Origin of the sequence: Maritimibacter alkaliphilus HTCC2654, from assembly GCF_000152805.1 — a bacterium.
Classification (GTDB): domain Bacteria; phylum Pseudomonadota; class Alphaproteobacteria; order Rhodobacterales; family Rhodobacteraceae; genus Maritimibacter; species Maritimibacter alkaliphilus.
This window is the reverse complement of record NZ_CH902578.1, coordinates 1679829-1699382: the sequence shown is the minus strand read 5'-3', so window position 1 is coordinate 1699382 and position 19554 is coordinate 1679829. Positions and strand designations below refer to the sequence as shown.

Here is a 19554-nt window from a genome sequence, read left to right as displayed (position 1 = left end):
CGCCTGACTGGGAGGATCACATGACGAACGAGAATGCCGCGGTCTATTTCGTGGACCGGCACATTGAAGAAGGCCGCGCGGACAAACCCGCGTTTCGCGAGGCGGACGGCGAGCACCGCACGCTGACCTATGGCGACCTGCACGAACAGGCCGGGCGCTGGGCCGGTGCGCTTCACAAACATGGGGTGCGCCGCGAGGAACGCGTCGCGATGATCGTGCGTGACCAGATCGAATTTCCGGTCGTCTTCTGGGGCTCGCTCAAGGCGGGGGCGATCCCGGTTCCGCTGAACACCCTGCTGTCCGCGAGCGTTTACGAAGCGATCCTGAACGACAGCCGCGCCTCGATCCTCGTGGTGTCCGAGCAACTTTGGGAGACGGTGAAGCCGGCGGTGGACGGAAACCGCTACCTGCGCACCGTCGTCGTAATCGGCGACGCGCCCGAAGGCACGGAAAGCTACACGGATTTCGTGGCCGGGGCCGAGATCGAGGAAACCTGCGAGGCGTCGGCGGACGAACTGGCCTTCTGGCTCTATTCCTCCGGGTCGACGGGCACGCCCAAGGGGGTGCGCCACGTTCACGGCTCGCTCAAGGCGACCTGCGACACCTTCGGTGCGCAGGTGCTGGGCATCCGCGAGGACGACACGGTGTTTTCGGTCGCGAAGATGTTCTTCGCCTATGGCCTGGGCAACGCCATGTCCTTCCCCATGTCCGTCGGGGCGACGACGGTGCTGATGGGCGGCCGGCCCACGCCGGATGGGGTGTCTGCGCTGCTGGCCGACGAAAAGCCGACCGTGTTCTGCGCGGTCCCCACGCTTTATGCGGCGATGGTCGCGGCGCAGGAAAAGGCGGGAACCGATCCGGTCCACTCGGTGCGCATCTGCACCTCGGCGGGCGAGGCGCTGCCGCGCGAGATCGGCGAGCGTTGGCAGCGGCTTTGGAAGGCCGAGATCGTGGATGGTGTCGGCTCGACCGAAATGCTCCACATCTTCCTGTCCAACCGCCCCGGCGACATCGTCTATGGCACGTCGGGCAAGGCCGTGCCGGGATACGAGGTCCGGCTGGTCGATGAGCATGACGAGGACGTGGCCGAAGGCGACGTGGGCGAGCTGCTTGTGCGCGGCCCGTCCAGCGCCGAGGGATACTGGAACCGCCGCTTCAAGTCGATGGACACGTTCCAAGGCCATTGGACCCGGACGGGCGACAAGTACGAACGCACGCCCGAGGGGCGCTTCGTCTACTGCGGGCGCACCGATGACATGTTCAAGGTTTCCGGCATCTGGGTCTCGCCCTTCGAGGTGGAACAGGCGCTGATCGACCATCCCTGCGTCCTCGAAGCAGCCGTCGTGGCGCGGGAGGACGAGAAAGACCTCGTGAAGCCAGCGGCCTACATCGTCCTCAAAGAGGGCGTCGAGGCACCGACGCCGGAGGCGATCAAGGACTTCGTGAAAGAGAAGATCGGAATGTGGAAATACCCGCGCTGGATCGAGGTGGTCGATGAACTGCCCAAGACCGCGACCGGCAAGATCCAGCGTTTCAAGCTGAGGGATGCGCACTGATGATTGATTGGGTCGACAGCGGATTTCTGAACGCGGGCGGCAAGCGGCTGGAATATGCCTGCCATGGCCCGCAACCGGGCGACAAGCCCGTGATCGTGATGCTGCACGAGGGGCTGGGATGCACCGCGCTGTGGCGCGACGTGCCCGCGAACATCGCGCAGGCGACCGGGCACCCGGTCTTCGTGTTTTCGCGCGCGGGCTACGGCCAGTCGGATCTTGCCGATCTGCCGCGCCCGCTGGACTACATGACGCGGGAAGCGGTGGATGTGCTACCGGACGTGCTCGACGCCATCGGGGCGCAAGGCTACGTGCTTTTGGGTCATTCCGACGGCGCGACCATCGCGGCCGAATATGCGGGCCGGGTGTCGGACGTGCGCGTGCGCGGCCTGATCCTGATCGCACCGCATTTCTTCACCGAAGAGATGGGGCTGGCCGAGATCGCCAAGGCGGGCGAGGCCTATGAAGCGGGCGGGCTGAAGGAAAAGATGGCCCGCTATCACCGCGACCCGGACAACACGTTCCGGGGCTGGAACGACAGCTGGCTCGCCCCCGGTTTCAAGGACTGGAACGTGGCCGAGGTCATCGACTACTGGCGCATTCCCTGTCTCGCCATTCAGGGGCGCGACGACCAGTACGGCACGCTCGCCCAGATCGAAGAGATCGAAACGCGGACCTATTCGCCCGCGGACGTGGCGATCATCGAAGGTGCCAAACACGCGCCGCACCTCGAGAAACCGGAAGACACGCTGGCGGCCATCGTGGAGTTCTGCGAGCACCTCGACACCATGGAAGCGGCGGAGCCCGAGGGCGTATGACGCCCGCGCCCCATATACCGGGGCAGAACGCCCGCCCGCCGGAAGGCTCCATCGCGCCCGGATGGGACGAAGGGCTCGCGCAGTACCGCGCGGGCTACTTCTGGGAAGCGCATGAGGCGTGGGAGCCGGTCTGGATGGTGGCCGCGCCGAACTCGGAGCACAAGGCGCTGTTGCAGGCCGCGATCCAGCTTGCCAACGGGAACCTGAAGCGCGTGATGGGTCAGCCCCGCGCCGCGGCCCGTATCCTGACCATCGCCCGTGACCACCTCGCCCGAGCCGGGCAGGGGGCGCGAGTCGATTGGGCGCGCGGCGAGGCAAAGGCGCTCGAATCGCGCCTGAGTAATGATGCAATATAGTGCAAAATACGGCATGAAGCTGATGCACTGTGTTGTAAATAACTGAAATTAAATGAAAGAAAGTTAAGCACTATAGTGCATCATGGTGTAGACTTGATCTCAGCCACGCACTATATTGCTACCAACGCGAACAAGGAGACCGGGCCAATGAGCAAGGTGATCGACTTCCAAACCGACCCGTCAAAGTACCGCCACTGGAAGGTGGAATACGACGGCCCCGTCGCGACCGTTTACATGGACGTCGACGAAAACGCGGGCCTCTTCGACGGCTATCAGCTCAAGCTGAACTCCTACGACCTCGGCGTCGATATCGAACTGTCGGACGTGGTTCAGCGTATGCGCTTCGAGCACCCCGAGGTGAAAACCGTCGTGATGAAGTCGGCCAAGGACAAGGTGTTCTGCGCCGGCGCGAACATCCGGATGCTTGGCGGTGCCGCCCACAGCCACAAGGTCAACTTCTGTAAGTTCACCAACGAAACGCGCAACACCTTCGAGGCCGCCGAGGCGGACTCGGGTCAGAAATGGATCGCGGCGGTCAAGGGCGCTTGCGCCGGGGGCGGCTACGAACTGGCGCTCGCCTGCAACTACATCATGCTGACGGACGACTCGACCTCGTCGGTCGCGCTTCCCGAAGTTCCGCTTCTGGCCGTTCTGCCGGGCACGGGTGGCCTTACCCGCGTCACCGACAAGCGCAAGGTGCGCCGTGACCGCGCCGACATCTTCTGCTCGATCGAAGAGGGCGTGAAGGGCAAGCGCGCGAAAGACTGGCGTCTGGTGGACGAGGTCGTTCCGAACTCCAAGTTCGACGAGACTGTTGACGAACGCGCCCGTGAATTCGCCGCCGCCTCGACCAAGCCGGTCGCGGACAAGGGCATCGCACTCGGCCCGCTCAATCGCACCATCGACGACAAGGGCGTGCACTACGACCTCGTCGAGGTCGAGATCGACCGTGACGGGCGCAAGGCGACCATCACCATTTCGGGCCCCGACGCGGACGCGCCCGCTTCCATCGACGACGTGGTGGCCGCTGGCGACCAGGGCTACATGCTCAAGCTCGCCCGCGAGCTGGACGACGCGATCATGCATCTGCGGCTGAACGAGATGGAGCTTGGCCTGTGGGTGTTCCGCACGCAGGGCGACCCGGAGCAGGTGAAGGCGCACGAAGACCTGCTTCTGGCCAATGACGACAACTGGCTCGCCAACGAAATCCTGATGTTCTGGAAGCGTGTGCTCAAGCGGATCGACGTGACCTCGCGCTCGCTGACCGCTCTGGTCGAGCATGGCTCCTGCTACGCGGGTGTGCTGGCCGAAATCCTGTTCGCCGTCGACCGTTCCTACATGATGGAAGACGAGTTCGAGGGCGACAACCGCCCGATCGCCACGATCACCCTGTCGGACTCCAACTTCGGCCGTTACCCGATGGGCAACGACCTGACCCGTCTGGAAACCCGCTTTTACGGCGAGCCGGACAGCGTGGACGCCGCGAAGGCCAAGATCGGTGAGGCTCTGGAAGCCGAAGAGGCCGACGACCTGGGCCTCGTCACCATGATCCTCGACGACATCGACTGGGACGACGAAATTCGCATCTTCATGGAAGAGCGCGCCTCGTTCAGCCCGGACGCGATGACCGGCATGGAGGCCAACCTGCGCTTCGCCGGACCTGAAACGATGGAAACCCGGATCTTCGGTCGCCTGACCGCCTGGCAGAACTGGATTTTCAACCGCCCGAACGCGGTGGGGGCCGATGGCGCGTTGCAGCGTTACGGCACCGGCGTGCGCGGCGAATACAATATGGAACGCGTCTAACCAAACTTGCAGGGCGGGCTATCGTGCCCGCCCAAAACCCATAGGGAGAGACAGATGGTCGACCTTATCAACGTCAGCTACGATACGCAGATTCCCAACAACGTCGGGCTGTCCTCGGACCGCAAGGTTCTGAAGGCACTTGAGAAATGGCACCCCGGCTACATCAACTGGTGGAACGACCTCATCCCCGAGAAATTCCAGAAGTCGATGGTCTATCTGCGCACCGCCGTGTCCGTGGACCCGAAAGGCTGGGCCAAGTTCGACTACGTCAAGATGCCGGAATACCGCTGGGGCGTTCTGCTGGCCCCGCAGGTCGAAGACCGCAAGATCCCCTGTGGCGAACACTACGGCCAGCCGGCTTGGCAGGAAGTGCCGGGCGAATACCGCAACCTGATGAAGCGCCTCATCGTCATTCAGGGCGACACCGAGCCGGGCTCGGTCGAGCAGCAGCGGTTCCTCGGCCTCACCGCCCCGTCGCTTTACGACATGCGCAACCTGTTCCAGGTGAACGTGGAAGAGGGGCGTCACCTCTGGGCGATGGTCTACCTGCTTCAGAAATACTTCGGCAAGGACGGCCGGGAAGAGGCCGACGATCTGCTTGTGCGGTCCTCGGGTTCGGAGGAAGCCCCGCGGATGCTGGGGGCCTTCAACGAAGAGACGCCGGATTGGCTGTCGTTCTTCATGTTCACCTACTTCACCGACCGTGACGGCAAGATGCAGCTTGAATCGCTGGCTCAGTCCGGCTTCGACCCGCTCAGCCGCACCTGCCGCTTCATGCTGACCGAAGAAGCGCACCACATGTTCGTGGGCGAGACCGGCGTCGGACGCACCATCGAACGCACCTGTCAGGTGATGCGCGAGAACGGCATCGAAGACCCCTATGACATCGACAAGATCCGCAGCCTGGGCGTCATCGACCTGCCGACGATCCAGAAGAAGCTGAACCTGCACTACACCCTGTCGCTCGACCTGTTCGGGCAAGAGGTGTCGACCAACGCCGCCAACGCGTTCAACGCGGGCATCAAGGGCCGGTATCAGGAGCATCGGATCGACGACGATCACATGCTCAAGAACGACACCTACATGGTGTGGGACTTCGAGGATGGCAAAGTCGTTCAGAAAGAGGTTCCGGCGCTGACCGCGATCAACATGCGCCTGCGCGACGACTACACCCGCGATGCCGCCGGTGGCGTTGGCCGCTGGAACAAGATCATCGAAAAGGCCGGTGTCCAGTTCGAGCTGAAGCTTCCGCATGAAAGCTTCAACCGCAAGATCGGCGTGTTCTCGTCGCACCTGTTCGACCCGGAAGGCACCCTGCTGACCGGCGCCGAATACGACGCCAAGGTGAACGACTGGCTTCCGACCCACGCGGACGGCGACTTCATCCAGTCGCTCATGGTCCCCGTCACCGAGCCGGGCAAGTTCGCCGGTTGGATCGCCCCGCCGAAGGTCGGCATCGACAACAAGCCGGGCGACTTCGAATACGTCAAGCTGCACATGGCGTAAGCCACAGGGCCGGGGGGCCACGGCCCCCCGCCACATCTTCGAGGGAGGACACCATGCAAGTCGACCGCCGCACCGCACACGCGCCGCGCACCCGCGATCTCGCCGTTCAGGTCTCCGGCCTGAAACAGGGCTGCGTCGGATGCGCCGACTGCAAGGGCCTGTGCCACGAATTGATCGAGGCGATGCTGGTCCCCGATCTTGTCCTGAAGGACAAGTGAAACTGGCCGCCAGAGCGCGGACCCCGTAAACAAGACCGAAACGCCAGTGAAGCGGGCCCGCGCCCGACCACCCAGCCATTCCGGAGCGACACGCCATGAACAAACCGCTCAAGCAGCACCTGATCGACCCGGAAATCTGCATCCGGTGTTACACCTGCGAAATGACCTGCCCGATCGAGGCGATCACGCATAACGACGACAACGTCGTGGTGGACGCCGAGAAGTGCAACTTCTGCATGGATTGCATCCCGGTCTGCCCCACCGGCTCCATCGACGAATGGCGCGTGGTGAACGAACCCTATTCGCTGGACGAACAGTTCGAGTGGACCGAACTGCCCGAACAAGGCGATGTCGAACCCTCCGCCGAAGGCGACGGGTCGATGGAGGCGCTGGACGAAGAAATGGCCGCGCTTCTGGCCGAGGCGCATTCCGGTGCGGGCGGCAAATCGGTGGCGCCCAAATCCGCGTCCAAGGCGACCGTGAACCTCTACAACCTCGGCAAGCCGATCGAAGCGACGGTTCAGGGCAACTACCGCCTGACCGCCGAGGACAGCGACGCCGACGTGCGCCACATCATCCTCGACTTCGCGGGCCAGCCCATGCCGGTGCTCGAAGGTCAGTCCATCGGGATCATCCCGCCGGGCGAAACCGCCGACGGCAAACCGCACCTGCCCCGCCTCTACTCGGTGTCGAGTCCTCGCGACGGCGAGCGTCCGGGCTACAACAACCTGTCGCTCACCGTGAAGCGGGAAGAACAGGGCATCTGCTCCAACTACGTCTGCGATCTGAAAAAGGGCGACAAGGTGCGCGTCACCGGCCCGTTCGGCTCGACCTTCCTCCTGCCGTCCGATCCGAATGCCGAACTCCTGATGATCTGCACCGGCACCGGGTCCGCCCCGTTCCGAGGCTTCACCATGCGCCGCCAGCGCGAAATGCCGACGGCGACCGAGAAGATGACGCTGGTGTTCGGCGCGCGCAAACCCGGCGAACTGCCTTATTTCGGCCCGCTCAAGAAGGTGCCCGAAAGCTTCCTGCGCAAGGTCTTCGCCTTCTCGCGTCTGGACAACGAACCCAAGCATTACGTGCAGGACAAGCTGCGCGAAGAGAAAGAGGCGGTGGCCAAGCTGCTCAAATCCGACAACGCCTATTTCTACATCTGCGGCAAGAAAGAGATGGAGCACGGGGTCGAAGAGGCGCTGGCCGACATCGCCCGCGGCGAGGGGCTGGAGTGGAAGCCGATCCGCGACAAGATGCGCGAAGACGGGCGCTATCACGTCGAGACCTATTGAGGTCCGTCCGCATCGAAGACACAACGGATCGGGGGCCGCGTGCCCCCGATTGCATGAGGGGGCAGGGGCATGGCAGAACCGTTCATCCACGACATTCTGGTCAGCTGGGCCGACTGCGATCCGGCGAAGATCGTCTACACGGGCCGCATCCCGAATTTCTGTCTCGATGCGATCAACGCGTTTCTGCACCACAAGATCGGCGGCGGCTGGTTCATTCAGGAACTGGATCACGACATGGGCATGCCCTTCGTGTCGATGAGCCTCGACTTCCGCGCCCCGGTCACGCCCCGTCACATCCTGAAATGCGAAGTCTTCCCCAGCCGGATGGGCGAAACCTCGATCACCTTCAAGGTCATCGGTCGGCAGGATGGCACGCTTTGTTTCGAAGGCAGCTTCACCGAGGTTTTCGTGAAGGCCAGCACGTTTTCCAAGCAACCCCCGCCTGAACGGGTCAGATCGGTGCTCGCGCCGCTTGTGCGAAACTGAAACATTTGTGCACTATATCCCCAGATCCCTGCGAATCCCTTTGAAGCCGGGGCCGGCTGCGCCTAGGATTTATGCACTATTGAACATGAGGCGGCATGGCCGAGATCACCAACTTCCGCGGCGAAGCCCGCGCCGAACAGTCCGAGACCGACCGGGTCGTCGATGACCTGATCGCGCGCGTGGGCGAACGGGTGCGCGCCGCGCGTGACCGCAAGGGCATTCCGCGCCGCGTGCTGTCGGAAAAGTCCGGCGTATCACCGCGCTACCTCGCCCAGCTCGAGGCGGGCGAAGGCAACATCTCGATCGGGCTGCTTCAGAAGGTGGCCCATGCGCTCGACCACAAGATCGAGTGGCTGGTGGGCGAAGACGATCCCTGGACCTCCGACGCGCTCAGGATCGCCGACCTCTATCGCAGCGCAACGGCGCAGGTGCAGGAGGCGGTGCTCGCCACCCTGTCGCCCGAACCGACGGCGCAACGGCGCGCCAACCGCGTCTGCCTCGTCGGCCTGCGCGGCGCGGGCAAGTCGACGCTCGGGCGCCGGGCGGGCATGAAGCTGGGCATCCCCTTCGTCGAACTCAACCGCGAGATCGAGGAACAGGCGGGCATGCCGGTGGACGAGGTCATGGCGTTCTACGGGCAGGAAGGCTACCGGCGGCTCGAAGCACAGGCCCTGAGCCGCGTGATCGCGACCCACGACACGATGATCCTCGCGGTCGCGGGCGGGATCGTGGCCGAGCCGGAAACCTACAATCGCCTCCTCAACCACTTCCACACGATCTGGGTCAAGGCGACCCCCGCCGAACATATGGCACGTGTGCGCGAACAGGGCGACGAGCGCCCCATGGCCGGAAATCCCGAGGCGATGGATCAACTCAAATCCATCCTCACCTCGCGTGAGGCGCTTTACGACAAGGCGCTCGCCCAGCTCGACACGTCGGGCAAGACCGAAGACGAAAGCCTCGCCGAACTCACCGGCCTCATCCGCGAGCGTGGCTTCGTCTGAGCGCGCCGCGCCCCTCTTCTCTGGTCCGAAAATACCTCGCAGGGGGTCTGGGTGGTCATGTTTGCAGGCAAATGACCTGGCCGGCCACCCCCAGCGGGTCGACTGCGTCAGCAGGCGAAATCCATCGTCAGCCCAGAAGCACGTTCAGATGCCGCACCACCGACCGGGCCAGAACCCCCGGCTCGTAGCCGCCCTCCAGCATCGAAACGATCCGGCCCTTGCAGTGGCGCGTGGCCACGCCCACCAGCGCCTTCGTCACCCATTCATAGTCGTCGTCGGTCAATTGCAGCGACGACATATCGTCGGCCACATGGGCGTCGAACCCGGCCGAGATGAACAGCATCTGCGGCTCGAAAGCCTCGAGGTGCGGCAGCCAGTGGTCTTCGACCCCGGCGCGAAATTCCTTCGACCCGGCCCCAGCCGACAGGGGAATGTCGACAAGGTTGTCGGTCTCCTTCTCGTGCCCCGTGAAGGGATAGAACGGGTGCTGGAAGGACGAACAGAACAGCACGCGCGGCTCGGATCGGAAGATGTCCTCGGTCCCGTTGCCGTGATGGACGTCGAAATCGACGATGGCCACACGTTCCAGCCCGTGCGCGTCCAGCGCGTGGGCGGCGGCGACGGCGATGTTGTTGAACAGGCAGAACCCCATCGCCGTTCTCCGTTCGGCATGGTGCCCCGGTGGACGCACGGCGCAGAAGGCCGGGTTCGCCTCGTTCGCCATGACGAGGTCCACGGCCATGACACCCGCGCCCGCCGCCCGTTCGGCGGCGCGAAGCGTGCCGGAGGACATCACCGTGTCGCCATCGACCTCGATCGACTGCATCCCCTGACCGGGCGCAATGGCATAGACCCGCTCGATGTAATCGGCGTCGTGCACCCGCAAGAGCTGCTCACGTGTGACGAGCGGCGCATCGTAGTGGCGAAGCACATAGTCGAGGCCCGACGATATGAGCTGGTTGTTGATCGCCTCCAGCCTGAGCGGCTGTTCGGGGTGCATCGGCCCCGCGTCGTGGTCGTAGCACTCGTGGTGCGAAATGAAAGCCAGCATGTCCCCTCCCGGCCTGTCCCCATGTCCATCCTACCGCGCGGGGCCCCAACCCGAGCGGTGGTCTTTCGTCGCGTCAAAGCGTGCGTTCCACGATCACCAGTTCGGCATCGTCCGGGTCCATCCGCGTGGTGAACCCCAATTCGCTCATCAGTTTCAGCATCGGCGCGTTGTTTTTCAGCACCGTGCCTTCGATCGTCGTCAGGTCGTGGTCGCGCGCCGCGTTGAACAGACCCTTCATGAGCCGCGTCGCGATCCCCTGATGGCGCACCTGATCGCCGACGACGACGGCGAATTCGGCGCTGCGGCCATCGGGATTGATGACATAACGCGCCACGCCGCACTGTTCCTCTTTCCCGTCGATCTCGGCCATGGCGACCAGCGCCATTTCGCGGCGGTAGTCGATCTGTGTGAACTGGACGAGCATCTCCGGCGACAGCTCGTTCAGGATGCCCATGAACCGGAACATCCGCGCCTCGTCCGACAGGTTCTTGACGAATGCCTGCTCGCTCTCGGCATCCTCGGGCCGGATCGGACGGATGACCAGTGGCGTCCCGTCCGACAGATGTTCCTGCGTGATGAGGTGCCGTGGATAGGGATGGATCGCCATGTGATCGTAATGACCATCGCGCGCAGGCGGTCGCGCCACCCGGATGCGGGCGTCCACCGCCAGCACGCCGTTCGCCCCGGCGATCAGCGGGTTGATGTCCAGTTCCACGATCTCGGGCAATTCGCTGACCATCATCGAAATCCGGCGCAGCACGAAAACGACGGCGTCGTGGTCGGCGGCGGGCTTGTCGCGGTAGGCCTCCAAAAGCCGCGAAATCCGGGTGCGCGCGATCAGTCGTTCGGCAAGCACGGCGTTCAGCGGGGGCAGGGCGACGGCGCTGTCCTTCATCACCTCGACCGCCGTGCCACCGGCACCGAACAGGATCGTGGGGCCGAACACCGGGTCGCGGCTGACACCGATCACCAGTTCGCGCGGCGCTTCGATGTCGGACATGGCCTCGACCGTGATGCCCCGGATGCGCGCGTTGGGACGCTCCCGTTTCACCCGTTCCTGTATGTCGCGAAACACGCGTTTGACCTCGGCGGCGTCCCCGATCCCGGTCCGCACGCCGCCGACATCGGATTTGTGCGTGATGTCGGGCGACGAGATCTTCATCGCCACGGGAAAGCCAACGGATGAGGCGGCGACAAGGGCTTCGGCGGCCGTCTCGGCCTCCACCGTCAGGTTGATCGGGATGCGGAACGCCTTGAGCAGCGCCTTGCTTTCAAGGTCCGACAGCATCTCGCGATCTTCCGACAGCGCGTTCGCGATGATGAGCCGCGCGCCTTCCAGATCGGGCGCGGTCGAGGGCGAAAGCGGTCCAAGGGTCTGAAGGGCCAACTGCCGGTTGCGGTGGTGCTTGGCAAGGTAGGAAAATGCCTCGACCGCGCGTTCGGGCGAGATGAAATCGGCCACCCCGTTCTCGGACAGAAGCTTGCGCCCTTCGCCGACGCTCGCCTCGCCCATCCAGCAGGCCAGAACCGGTTTCTTGCGCCGTTTCGGCAGTGCATCGACCACCGCTTGCGCGGCGGCGGTCGCATCGGTCATGGCCTGCGGGGTCAGCATGATGAGCAGCCCGTCCGTGTTGGGATCGTCATAGACCGCCTTGACCGCCGCGCCGTATTCATGCGCGCCCGCATCGCCGAGGATGTCCACCGGGTTCGCGTGGCTCCAGTATTTCGGAAGCAGTTTTTCCAGTGACGCCTTCGTTTTGGGGTCGAGTTCCGGCAGCACGAGGTTCAGGTCCGCCGCACGGTCTGCGGCCAGCACGCCCGCGCCGCCGCCGTTGGTGATGATCGACAGCTTGTTGCCGGTCGCTTTCTTGCTGGACGACAGGATTTCCGCCGCTGCGAAAAGCTGACCGAAGGTCATGGCGCGCACCGCGCCCGCGCGTTCCAGCACCGCGTCGAATACGGCGTCCGACCCGATCAGCGCCCCGGTGTGGGTATGCGCGGCCTCCGACGATGACGAGTGTCGCCCGGACTTCAACACGATCACGGGCTTCAGCCGGGCCGCGTAGCGCAGGGCCGAGATGAAGCCGGGGGCATGGCGCACGCCCTCGACGTAAAGCAGGATGGCATCCGTGTGATGGTCCGAGGCCAGATATTGCAGCATATCGCCGAAGTCGATGTCGATGGAATTGCCCAGCGACACCAGAGCAGAAAAGCCGAGGTGATGCGGTCCGGCCCAGTCGGAGATAGCGGAACACAGCGCGCCGGACTGCGAAATCAGCGCGAGCCGCCCACGCGGGGTGCCCGCGCGCAGAAAGGTGGCGTTCATCTTGTTCCACGGTCGAACGAGGCCCACGCAATTCGGCCCCATGAACCGTATGCCGGCCCGCTTGGCGGCGGCTTTCAGATCGGCCTCGAAATTCGCGCCCTTGTTGCCGCCTTCGCCGAAGCCCGCCGACAGGACGATGGCGTTCCTGATACCTGCCTCGCCGCAATCGCGGATGATCCCCGGCACGGTGCGGGCGGGCGTGGCGATCACGGCAAGGTCGATCTCGCGCCCGACGGCGGTGGCCGAGGGATAGCAGGTCAGCCCGCCGACCTTCTTGTGCTTGGGATTGATCGGATAGATCGTTCCGCCGAACCCGTCCGTCACGAGGTTCGAGAACACCTGCGCGCCCACGCTCGTCGAACTGTCCGAAGCCCCGAACACGGCGATCGTTTCGGGGTCCATCATCCCCTTGAGAGGGCTGTCTTCCATTACCGGCTCCTTGGGCCACTTCTGCGGCGCATCGACATGGTCCTCCCACCCCTGCGCACATTGACCGCATTAGGTTTCAATTCCTTGACCCGTGTCAAACCGGACCACGGCGATGTGGTCCATGTTGTCGCGCGGGCTTAACCTGACCTGTCAGGTTGCCTAGGGTGAGGAAACGGATAGGAAGGTCGAATGTTCAGGATCGTCGTCACAATGCTCTGGGTCTGGATGGCGGGCGTCGCCCCGGCGTTCGCGGATGCGTCCCTTTTCGTGCAACGGTTGAGCGGCAAGATCTCGGATGCCGCCGAGACCAGCGTTTCGCAGACGGCCCTGATCCTCGGTCGCTATTTCGACATCAACGCGATGGCCTTCGCCGCTTTGCCCGAAGCCTATCGCCCGAAAGCGACGCAGGCCTATGTGACCGCCTACCATGCCAGTGTCGCCGGACGCTTTTACAAGGAATTCCAGTCGGCGGGTGAGGGCGGTCTCAGAGTTCTGGGCGTGCGTGAGAACGGGAACCTCACGCTGGTGGGAACGGAAGTGCACGAAGGTGGGCGCAGGCTGATGGTCGAGTTTTACCTCAGACGCGACGGGACCAGCTTCAAGGTCGTGAACGTCGCGCTCGAAGGTCTGCTCATCACAAAGCAGCAGCAGCGCGATTTTCAGCCCATCCTGATCTCGGGCGACATCCCCGGCCTCATCAACTGGCTCGAGCGAACCGGATCGTGACCGAGGCTGCGATTTCGGCGCGCGGACTGCTCAAGTCCTATCCGGCGATGGAGCATCCCGCGCTCGATGACCTGTCGCTCGATGTCGCGCGGGGCGAGATGCTGGCGATCACAGGGCCGTCGGGGTCGGGCAAATCGACGGCGCTTTATGCCATGGCGGGTCTCATCGGCTTGGACGCGGGCACCGTGACCTGTCTGGGCGTGACGCCGCGTAGCCGGGCCGATTGGGCGCGGCTCAGGGCCGAAAAGATCGGGCTGGTGTTTCAGGACGACTGGCTCTTGCCCACCCTGACGGCCACGCAGAACGTCGAAACCCCCATGATCGGTGTCGTCGCCTCGGCACGTGAACGCGCCGAACGGGCGCGGGCGGCGCTGGAGCGTGTCGGGCTTGCCGCCCACGCCGACCGGCATCCCGCGGGCCTCTCCGGGGGCGAGCGTCAGCGCGTGGCCATCGCCCGCGCGCTCGCGAACGCGCCCGAGGTGCTGCTTGCGGACGAACCGACCGGCGAATTGGACGTGGCGAATTCGGCCAACGTGGTGGAGCTGCTCAAAGCATTGAATGCCTCCGGCACCACCGTCGTGATCGTGACGCACGACATGGGCGTGGCCGCGCAATGCACCCGCGCCGTGCAGATCGTGGACGGCAAGCTGGAGGGGGGTCAATGACACTCACCGGGATTGCCGCGCTGAACCTCACCCACCGCCCGTGGCGGACCGGCCTGACGCTTCTGGGCGTCGTTCTGGCCATCGCGGCCTATGTGGCGCTTCTGGGGCTGGTGAAGGGCATCGAGGGCACGCTGGTCGAAAGCTTCTCGTCGCGCGGCACCGACGTGGTGCTGACCGAAGCGGGCGCGGCGGACGTGCTGTCCTCGGTCGTGCCCGTGGGTCTCGTGGACGAGGTCGCGCAGGTCGAAGGCGTGGCGGCGGCGGCCCCGGAACTCGGGCGGATGACCACCGTGGGCGAAAACACGACGAGCTTCATCATCGGCTGGCCCGCCGACGCCTTCGGCATGCGCGCGATGGAGATCGTCGAGGGCCGCTTCCCCCTTCCCGAAGACCGGACCGAAACGGTCGCAGGCGGCATCACGCTCGGCACCCGGCTGGCGGAACGGCTGGATGTCGGGGTCGGCGATCTGGTCGAGGTGTTCGCGACGGATTTCGTGGTCACCGGGCTATACACGTCGGAAGGCGTGATGGCGATGAACGGGGCGCTGACCCTGATCGAGGACATGCAGGCGCAGACCTACCGCGACGGGCAGGCGACCTCGATCGTCGTGCAATTGTCCGACGACCTGTCGCCGGTCGAGCGGGACGCGGCCATCGCGCGGCTCTCCGAACGCTTTCCCGACCTGTCCGTCGATCCGACCGAAACGCTGGTTCAGGAATATTCCAACCTGCGGATCGCGACCATCCTCGCCTGGGTCGTGTCGACCGTGGCCGTGGCTTCCGCCGCGCTCGCGGTTCTGAACACGATGGCGATGGCGGTGAACGAACGGCGCGGCGAAATCGCCATCCTCGGGGCTGTCGGATGGCCGCGCGGACGGATCGTCCGTCTGCTGATGCTCGAAGGGGCGTGGCTGACCATCGCCGGGTCCGCGCTGGGCATATTGGTCGGGATCGCCGTCGCCTGGATCGTGGCCTGGTCGCCGCAGGTCGAAGGATTCGTCGAACCGGTGATCGACGGCACGCTCCTGATACGTGCCGTCGCCATCGGCCTCGGCATCGGCCTGATCGGGGCCTATGTCCCCGCGATCCGTGCCGCTTCGGAAGATCCGGCTTCGATCCTCAGGGGCAAATAGGCCGGATCAGCAGTAGCGTTCGATCCCGACGATCTGCGCGTCGGAGTAGCGGTCGCCATGGGCCCAGCCGACCGGCATGATCTGGTCCAGCGCCGCGCGGTCGGACTCGGTAAAGATGATCTCGTCGGCATCCGCCCATTCCATGAGGTGCGCGGCATTGCGCGTGCCGGGGATGGGCACGAGGTGATCGCCCTGCTGAAGCGTCCACGCGATTGCGACCGCGGCGGTCGTCCAGCCACGGTCATGGGCAAAGGCGCGCAGAGCGCGGACATGCTCCATGTTGGCGCTGAAGTTGGGCTCCATGAACCGCGGGTTGCTCTTGCGAAAGTCGATGTCGCGGAAACGCGCCGGGTCGAGGTCGCTGTCGCCGAAAATACCGCGTCCGAGCGGCGAGAACGGCACGAAGGTCGTTCCCAGGTCCTTGCAGGCCTGAATGAGGCCGAGGTCCGGCTGTCGGGTCCACAAGGAGTACTCGTTCTGGACCGCACCCACCGGGGCCACGCTGGATGCGCGGCGCAGGGCGGCCGGCGAAATCTCGGAATAGCCGAACGCGCCGATCAGACCCTCCTGCCGGAAGCTTTCGAGTGTTTCGGTCACCTCTTCGATCGGGCGGGGAAATTCGCGGCGATGGACGTAGTAGAGTTCGACGCTGTCGACCCCGAGCCGTTCGAGCGAGCCTTCCAGATGTTCGCGCAGGTATTCGCGCGAATTGTCGGCTGTGCCGCGCGGCGCCCCGATCACGATGCCGCCCTTCGTCGCGATCTGGAACCGGTGTCCACGGTCCTTCTGCCATTCGCCGATCAGGGTTTCGGACAGGCCCTTGCCATACATGTCGGAGGTGTCGAGAAACGTGATCCCGGCGTCGCGCGCGGCGTCGAGTGTGGCGAACGCCTCGTCCCGGTCCGTTTCGCCGTAAAAGCCCGCAAAACTCATGCAGCCCAATGCGATGGCGGATACGTCGGGGCCGTTCTGCCCCAGTTTGCGCGTTTTCATGGCGTTCTCCCGTCAGGTGTCGGCGGGATCATATCGGCCTGCGTCGGGATGGAAACCCGCGACCGGCCCGAACCGGAAAAAAGAGGAACGCGGCACCATGGCGGCGCCGCGCTTTCGGTTTTCGGTCACGCTAGTTCGGGGTGTCAGATCGCGATCTGTTCGAGCGTTCCGCCCTTCTCCAGATGCGCCTCGACCCACTTGGGTTTCCGGCCACGGCCGGTCCATGTCATGTTCGCGTCGTCCGGGTTGCGGTATTTCGGTGCGACCTTGGCGCGACCGTCCGACGATTTCGCGGCCTTGGGCGCACGTTTGACCGGCTTCACATCGGACAATTCGTCCAGCGAGTACCCAAAGGATTTCGCGGCTTTCTCGGCAGCCTGAAGGGCCGCGCGTTTTTCTTCGTCTCCGACTTTTTCCAACGCCTTTTCGACGTCGGCCTTCAGTTTCTCGAGTTCCTTGCGGGACATGCCCTTGAGATTGAATTTCATGTGAGTGGTCCTTTGAGTGGGTCTTGGAGACTATTACCAAGCTACAAATTACGGCGAGAATACCAATACGGAAGAATAGGTGTGCCGACAATAGCCAAGCCCGCACCGGCACCGCGACTAAGCGGTTGGCGCTATTAACCATTTTGTCAATCGTGTGGCGTTACTCGGCTGCCTTCGAGCGCGGATCGACGAGCGTGACGATGTCTGACATGATGACATTCAGCTCGAAATCCTTTGGTGTATAGACTTTTGCGACCCCCATCGCCTTCAGACGCTCGGCATCGGCCTCGGGGATAATACCCCCCGCGATGACGGGGATATGGCCCAGCCCGGCCTCTCGCATCCGAGTCATCAAATCTTCGATCAAAGGGACGTGAGAACCCGAAAGAATGGACAAACCGACGACATGGGCACCCGATTCCAGGGCCGAGGCCACGATTTCCTCGGGCGTGAGTCGAATGCCGTCATAGGTAATATCCATGCCGCAATCACGCGCCCGCGCCGCGATCTGCTCGGCCCCGTTGGAATGCCCGTCGAGACCGGGTTTGCCGACGAGGAATTTCATTTTCTCTCCCAGAGCCGCCGAAACGGCAGCGACCTGTTCGCGAATATCGTCGAGCCCTTCGGTGCGGTTGGACGGGTTTTTCGACACGCCCGTCGGCCCGCGATACTGACCGAATTCGGCGCGCACCGCGTCGCCCCATTCGCCGGTCGTGGCGCCCGCCTTTGCCGCAGCGATCGAGGCTTCCATGATATTCTCACCCGAACGCGCGGCCTTGCGCAGGTCCTCGAGCGCGGCGTTCACGGCGGCCTCGTCGCGGGCCCTGCGCCAATCTTGCAGGCGCGCGATCTGGTCGGCCTCGGCCTCGGGGTCCGCGACCATGATCGCTTCGGGGCCGGAGGTCAGGGGCGACGGTGCGGCCTCGGTCCATTTATTCACGCCGACCACGGTCGTGTCGCCGCCTTCGATTTTGGAAATACGCTCGGCATTGGATTCAACCAGACGCGATTTCATATATTCGATCGCTTTGACGGCGCCACCCATACCGTCGATCTGGGCCAATTCAGCGCGCGCGCCTTCTTTCAGCGCGGCCACCTTCTTCTCGACCGCCGGATTATTATCGAACAGGTCGTCATATTCAAGAAGGTCGGTCTCATACGCCATGATCTGTTGCATACGCAGCGACCATTGCTGATCCCACGGGCGCGGCAGACCAAGCGCCTCGTTCCACGCGGGCAATTGCACGGCGCGGGCGCGGGCGTTTTTCGACAGTGTGACGGCGAGCATTTCGATGAGAATACGATAGACGTTATTCTCGGGCTGCTGCTCGGTCAGGCCGAGGGAATTCACCTGAACCCCATAGCGGAACCTGCGGAATTTGGGGTCTTCGACGCCGTAGCGGTCGCGGGTGATTTCGTCCCAAAGTTCAACGAATGCACGCATCTTGCACATTTCGGTGACGAAGCGGATCCCGGCGTTCACGAAGAACGAGATGCGGCCGACCATGGCCGGAAACGCTTCGGCCGGCACCTTGGTCTTGAGGTCGTCGAGCACCGCGATGGCGGTGGCCAGCGCGAAGGCAAGTTCTTCTTCCGGTGTCGCGCCCGCTTCCTGCAAATGATAGGAACACACGTTCATCGGATTCCATTTCGGCAGATGCTCGCGCGTATAAGCGGCGACATCGGTAATCATCCGCAAGGACGGTTTCGGCGGGCAGACATACGTGCCGCGCGACAGGTATTCCTTGATGATGTCGTTCTGAACCGTGCCCTGCAATTTGGATATATCCGCGCCTTGTTCTTCGGCGACGGCAATATAAAGGGCGAGCAGCCAAGGTGCCGTCGCATTGATCGTCATCGAGGTATTCATCTGTTCGAGGGGAATATCCTCGAACAGCATCCGCATGTCGCCGAGATGCGCGACCGGGACGCCCACTTTGCCGACCTCGCCTTTGGCAAGCACATGGTCGCTGTCGTATCCGGTCTGGGTCGGAAGGTCGAAAGCCACCGAAAGCCCGGTCTGCCCGCGCGACAGGTTGGAACGATAAAGCGCGTTGGAGGCCTTGGCGGTCGAATGCCCTGCATAGGTCCGGAACAGCCACGGGCGATCCATCTGGCGATCGGACTTCGAAGACATACGGTCGCGGGTCGGCATATCGGTCGGCATCGGTGACTCGTCCTTCATGTTGCAGTGCAGCAAATATCGCTAAGCAACAATATTTCGCAAGCCCCGATTTTCGGGTCACATTCGTGCGCGGTCTGCAGCGGCCTTACGGGTTGAACGTGAAGGTCGACAACTCGCAGACGTTGTTGCCGAAGCTCTCGACCTCGTCACCGTCGTCGAACACCGCCTTGAAGTCGAAGATGCAGTAGCCCGAGCCGTCGTCGATGTTGATGACGACGTTGTAGCCGGAATACAGCACCTTGCCGCCAAAGATGTTTTCTTCCCAGCTCCGGGCATCGCGGTGCGACGCGTAGAAGCGCACCATCGTGTAGCCGGTGTTGTTGACGATGGTCACGCGGCGGTCCAGCGCGGCCGCCGGCAGGGTTGCGGCGGCGACGGTCGCGGCGGCGACGGCGCCCTTGAGAATGGTTCTGATCGCGTTCATGGATATGGCCCCCTTCCATGTGTGTGTCCCGACTAACTCAGGATAAGCCCTGATTTGACTTTGCGTCACCCCCTAAAGGAGGGGGTTGGATGATGGCC

18 protein-coding genes are annotated in these 19554 nt (G+C 63.8%); 12 read left to right on the top strand and 6 right to left on the bottom strand.

Annotated features, from left to right (window positions below; translation table 11 throughout):
• Window positions 1–20 precede the first annotated feature (20 nt).
• The 9 genes from RB2654_RS09280 (at window position 21) to RB2654_RS09245 (ending at window position 9036) form a co-directional block, all read left to right on the top strand.
• Window positions 21–1556: a benzoate-CoA ligase family protein gene (locus tag RB2654_RS09280; protein ID WP_008330754.1), complete on the top strand. Its 1536-nt coding sequence runs from the start codon at window positions 21–23 to the stop codon at window positions 1554–1556.
• Entirely contained in the window at window positions 1556–2371 is an 816-nt protein-coding gene (locus tag RB2654_RS09275) for an alpha/beta fold hydrolase (RefSeq protein ID WP_008330753.1), read from the top strand. Before RB2654_RS09280 ends, RB2654_RS09275 begins: the two co-directional genes overlap by 1 nt.
• Window positions 2368–2727 carry a DUF309 domain-containing protein gene (locus tag RB2654_RS09270; protein WP_008330752.1) on the top strand — a complete coding sequence of 120 codons (360 nt, stop codon included), beginning with the start codon at window positions 2368–2370 and terminating at the stop codon, window positions 2725–2727. The genes RB2654_RS09275 and RB2654_RS09270 overlap by 4 nt, the downstream gene beginning before the upstream one ends.
• Window positions 2728–2874: 147 nt before the next feature.
• Complete coding sequence (gene boxC / locus RB2654_RS09265) at window positions 2875–4533, top strand: 2,3-epoxybenzoyl-CoA dihydrolase (protein ID WP_008330751.1); 1659 nt, start codon at window positions 2875–2877, stop codon at window positions 4531–4533.
• 54 nt (window positions 4534–4587) lie between these two features.
• On the top strand, window positions 4588–6039 hold the full coding sequence (gene boxB / locus RB2654_RS09260; protein ID WP_008330750.1) for a benzoyl-CoA 2,3-epoxidase subunit BoxB: 1452 nt from the start codon (window positions 4588–4590) through the stop codon (window positions 6037–6039).
• A 53-nt stretch (window positions 6040–6092) separates the two neighbouring features.
• Window positions 6093–6257, top strand: a complete 165-nt coding sequence (locus tag RB2654_RS23685; RefSeq protein ID WP_008330749.1) for a hypothetical protein — start codon at window positions 6093–6095, stop codon at window positions 6255–6257.
• Between the two features lie 95 nt (window positions 6258–6352).
• Entirely contained in the window at window positions 6353–7546 is a 1194-nt protein-coding gene (gene boxA, locus RB2654_RS09255) for a benzoyl-CoA 2,3-epoxidase subunit BoxA (protein WP_008330748.1), read from the top strand.
• A gap of 69 nt (window positions 7547–7615) precedes the next feature.
• Window positions 7616–8032: an acyl-CoA thioesterase gene (locus RB2654_RS09250; RefSeq protein WP_008330747.1), complete on the top strand. Its 417-nt coding sequence runs from the start codon at window positions 7616–7618 to the stop codon at window positions 8030–8032.
• Between the two features lie 95 nt (window positions 8033–8127).
• Complete coding sequence (locus RB2654_RS09245; protein ID WP_008330746.1) at window positions 8128–9036, top strand: helix-turn-helix transcriptional regulator; 909 nt, start codon at window positions 8128–8130, stop codon at window positions 9034–9036.
• A 127-nt stretch (window positions 9037–9163) separates the two neighbouring features.
• Here RB2654_RS09245 and RB2654_RS09240 read toward each other — a convergent pair whose 3' ends face one another.
• Both RB2654_RS09240 and RB2654_RS09235 read right to left on the bottom strand, forming a co-directional pair.
• Window positions 9164–10087: a histone deacetylase family protein gene (locus tag RB2654_RS09240; RefSeq protein WP_008330744.1), complete on the bottom strand. Its 924-nt coding sequence runs from the start codon at window positions 10085–10087 to the stop codon at window positions 9164–9166.
• Window positions 10088–10160: 73 nt separating this feature from the next.
• The gene (locus tag RB2654_RS09235; RefSeq protein WP_008330742.1) at window positions 10161–12842 is read right to left on the bottom strand and encodes a bifunctional acetate--CoA ligase family protein/GNAT family N-acetyltransferase; all 2682 of its coding nucleotides are present in this window, start codon (window positions 12840–12842) and stop codon (window positions 10161–10163) included.
• Between the two features lie 189 nt (window positions 12843–13031).
• Between RB2654_RS09235 and RB2654_RS09230 the strand changes: the two genes are divergently transcribed.
• From RB2654_RS09230 to RB2654_RS09220, 3 genes are read left to right on the top strand one after another with little or no spacing between them, the layout of a single operon-like run.
• On the top strand, window positions 13032–13568 hold the full coding sequence (locus tag RB2654_RS09230) for an ABC transporter substrate-binding protein (protein ID WP_008330740.1): 537 nt from the start codon (window positions 13032–13034) through the stop codon (window positions 13566–13568).
• Window positions 13565–14233 carry an ABC transporter ATP-binding protein gene (locus RB2654_RS09225; protein ID WP_008330738.1) on the top strand — a complete coding sequence of 223 codons (669 nt, stop codon included), beginning with the start codon at window positions 13565–13567 and terminating at the stop codon, window positions 14231–14233. Before RB2654_RS09230 ends, RB2654_RS09225 begins: the two co-directional genes overlap by 4 nt.
• Window positions 14230–15366 carry an ABC transporter permease gene (locus RB2654_RS09220; RefSeq protein ID WP_008330736.1) on the top strand — a complete coding sequence of 379 codons (1137 nt, stop codon included), beginning with the start codon at window positions 14230–14232 and terminating at the stop codon, window positions 15364–15366. Before RB2654_RS09225 ends, RB2654_RS09220 begins: the two co-directional genes overlap by 4 nt.
• 6 nt (window positions 15367–15372) lie before the next feature.
• Here the strand turns inward: RB2654_RS09220 and RB2654_RS09215 are convergent, their stop codons facing one another.
• From RB2654_RS09215 to RB2654_RS09200, 4 genes are all read right to left on the bottom strand, one after another.
• Window positions 15373–16359, bottom strand: coding sequence for an aldo/keto reductase (locus tag RB2654_RS09215; protein ID WP_008330734.1), 987 nt, complete (start codon window positions 16357–16359; stop codon window positions 15373–15375).
• A gap of 143 nt (window positions 16360–16502) precedes the next feature.
• A complete protein-coding gene (locus RB2654_RS09210; protein WP_008330732.1) occupies window positions 16503–16847 on the bottom strand; it encodes an H-NS histone family protein in 345 nt (114 codons plus the stop codon).
• 160 nt (window positions 16848–17007) lie between these two features.
• Window positions 17008–18984 (bottom strand): protein meaA, encoded by a 1977-nt coding sequence (locus RB2654_RS09205; protein ID WP_040885586.1) that lies wholly within the window; start codon window positions 18982–18984, stop codon window positions 17008–17010.
• Between the two features lie 133 nt (window positions 18985–19117).
• The gene (locus tag RB2654_RS09200) at window positions 19118–19456 is read right to left on the bottom strand and encodes a hypothetical protein (RefSeq protein WP_008330716.1); all 339 of its coding nucleotides are present in this window, start codon (window positions 19454–19456) and stop codon (window positions 19118–19120) included.
• Window positions 19457–19554 lie beyond the last annotated feature (98 nt).

Coding starts and splice junctions, on each gene's coding strand:
- RB2654_RS09280 (WP_008330754.1), top strand. CDS start 21: ATGACGAACGAGAATGCCGCGGTCTATTTCGTGGACCGGCACATTGAA.
- RB2654_RS09275 (WP_008330753.1), top strand. CDS start 1,556: ATGATTGATTGGGTCGACAGCGGATTTCTGAACGCGGGCGGCAAGCGG.
- RB2654_RS09270 (WP_008330752.1), top strand. CDS start 2,368: ATGACGCCCGCGCCCCATATACCGGGGCAGAACGCCCGCCCGCCGGAA.
- boxC (WP_008330751.1), top strand. CDS start 2,875: ATGAGCAAGGTGATCGACTTCCAAACCGACCCGTCAAAGTACCGCCAC.
- boxB (WP_008330750.1), top strand. CDS start 4,588: ATGGTCGACCTTATCAACGTCAGCTACGATACGCAGATTCCCAACAAC.
- RB2654_RS23685 (WP_008330749.1), top strand. CDS start 6,093: ATGCAAGTCGACCGCCGCACCGCACACGCGCCGCGCACCCGCGATCTC.
- boxA (WP_008330748.1), top strand. CDS start 6,353: ATGAACAAACCGCTCAAGCAGCACCTGATCGACCCGGAAATCTGCATC.
- RB2654_RS09250 (WP_008330747.1), top strand. CDS start 7,616: ATGGCAGAACCGTTCATCCACGACATTCTGGTCAGCTGGGCCGACTGC.
- RB2654_RS09245 (WP_008330746.1), top strand. CDS start 8,128: ATGGCCGAGATCACCAACTTCCGCGGCGAAGCCCGCGCCGAACAGTCC.
- RB2654_RS09240 (WP_008330744.1), bottom strand. CDS start 10,087: ATGCTGGCTTTCATTTCGCACCACGAGTGCTACGACCACGACGCGGGG.
- RB2654_RS09235 (WP_008330742.1), bottom strand. CDS start 12,842: ATGGAAGACAGCCCTCTCAAGGGGATGATGGACCCCGAAACGATCGCC.
- RB2654_RS09230 (WP_008330740.1), top strand. CDS start 13,032: ATGTTCAGGATCGTCGTCACAATGCTCTGGGTCTGGATGGCGGGCGTC.
- RB2654_RS09220 (WP_008330736.1), top strand. CDS start 14,230: ATGACACTCACCGGGATTGCCGCGCTGAACCTCACCCACCGCCCGTGG.
- RB2654_RS09215 (WP_008330734.1), bottom strand. CDS start 16,359: ATGAAAACGCGCAAACTGGGGCAGAACGGCCCCGACGTATCCGCCATC.
- RB2654_RS09210 (WP_008330732.1), bottom strand. CDS start 16,847: ATGAAATTCAATCTCAAGGGCATGTCCCGCAAGGAACTCGAGAAACTG.
- RB2654_RS09205 (WP_040885586.1), bottom strand. CDS start 18,984: ATGTCTTCGAAGTCCGATCGCCAGATGGATCGCCCGTGGCTGTTCCGG.
- RB2654_RS09200 (WP_008330716.1), bottom strand. CDS start 19,456: ATGAACGCGATCAGAACCATTCTCAAGGGCGCCGTCGCCGCCGCGACC.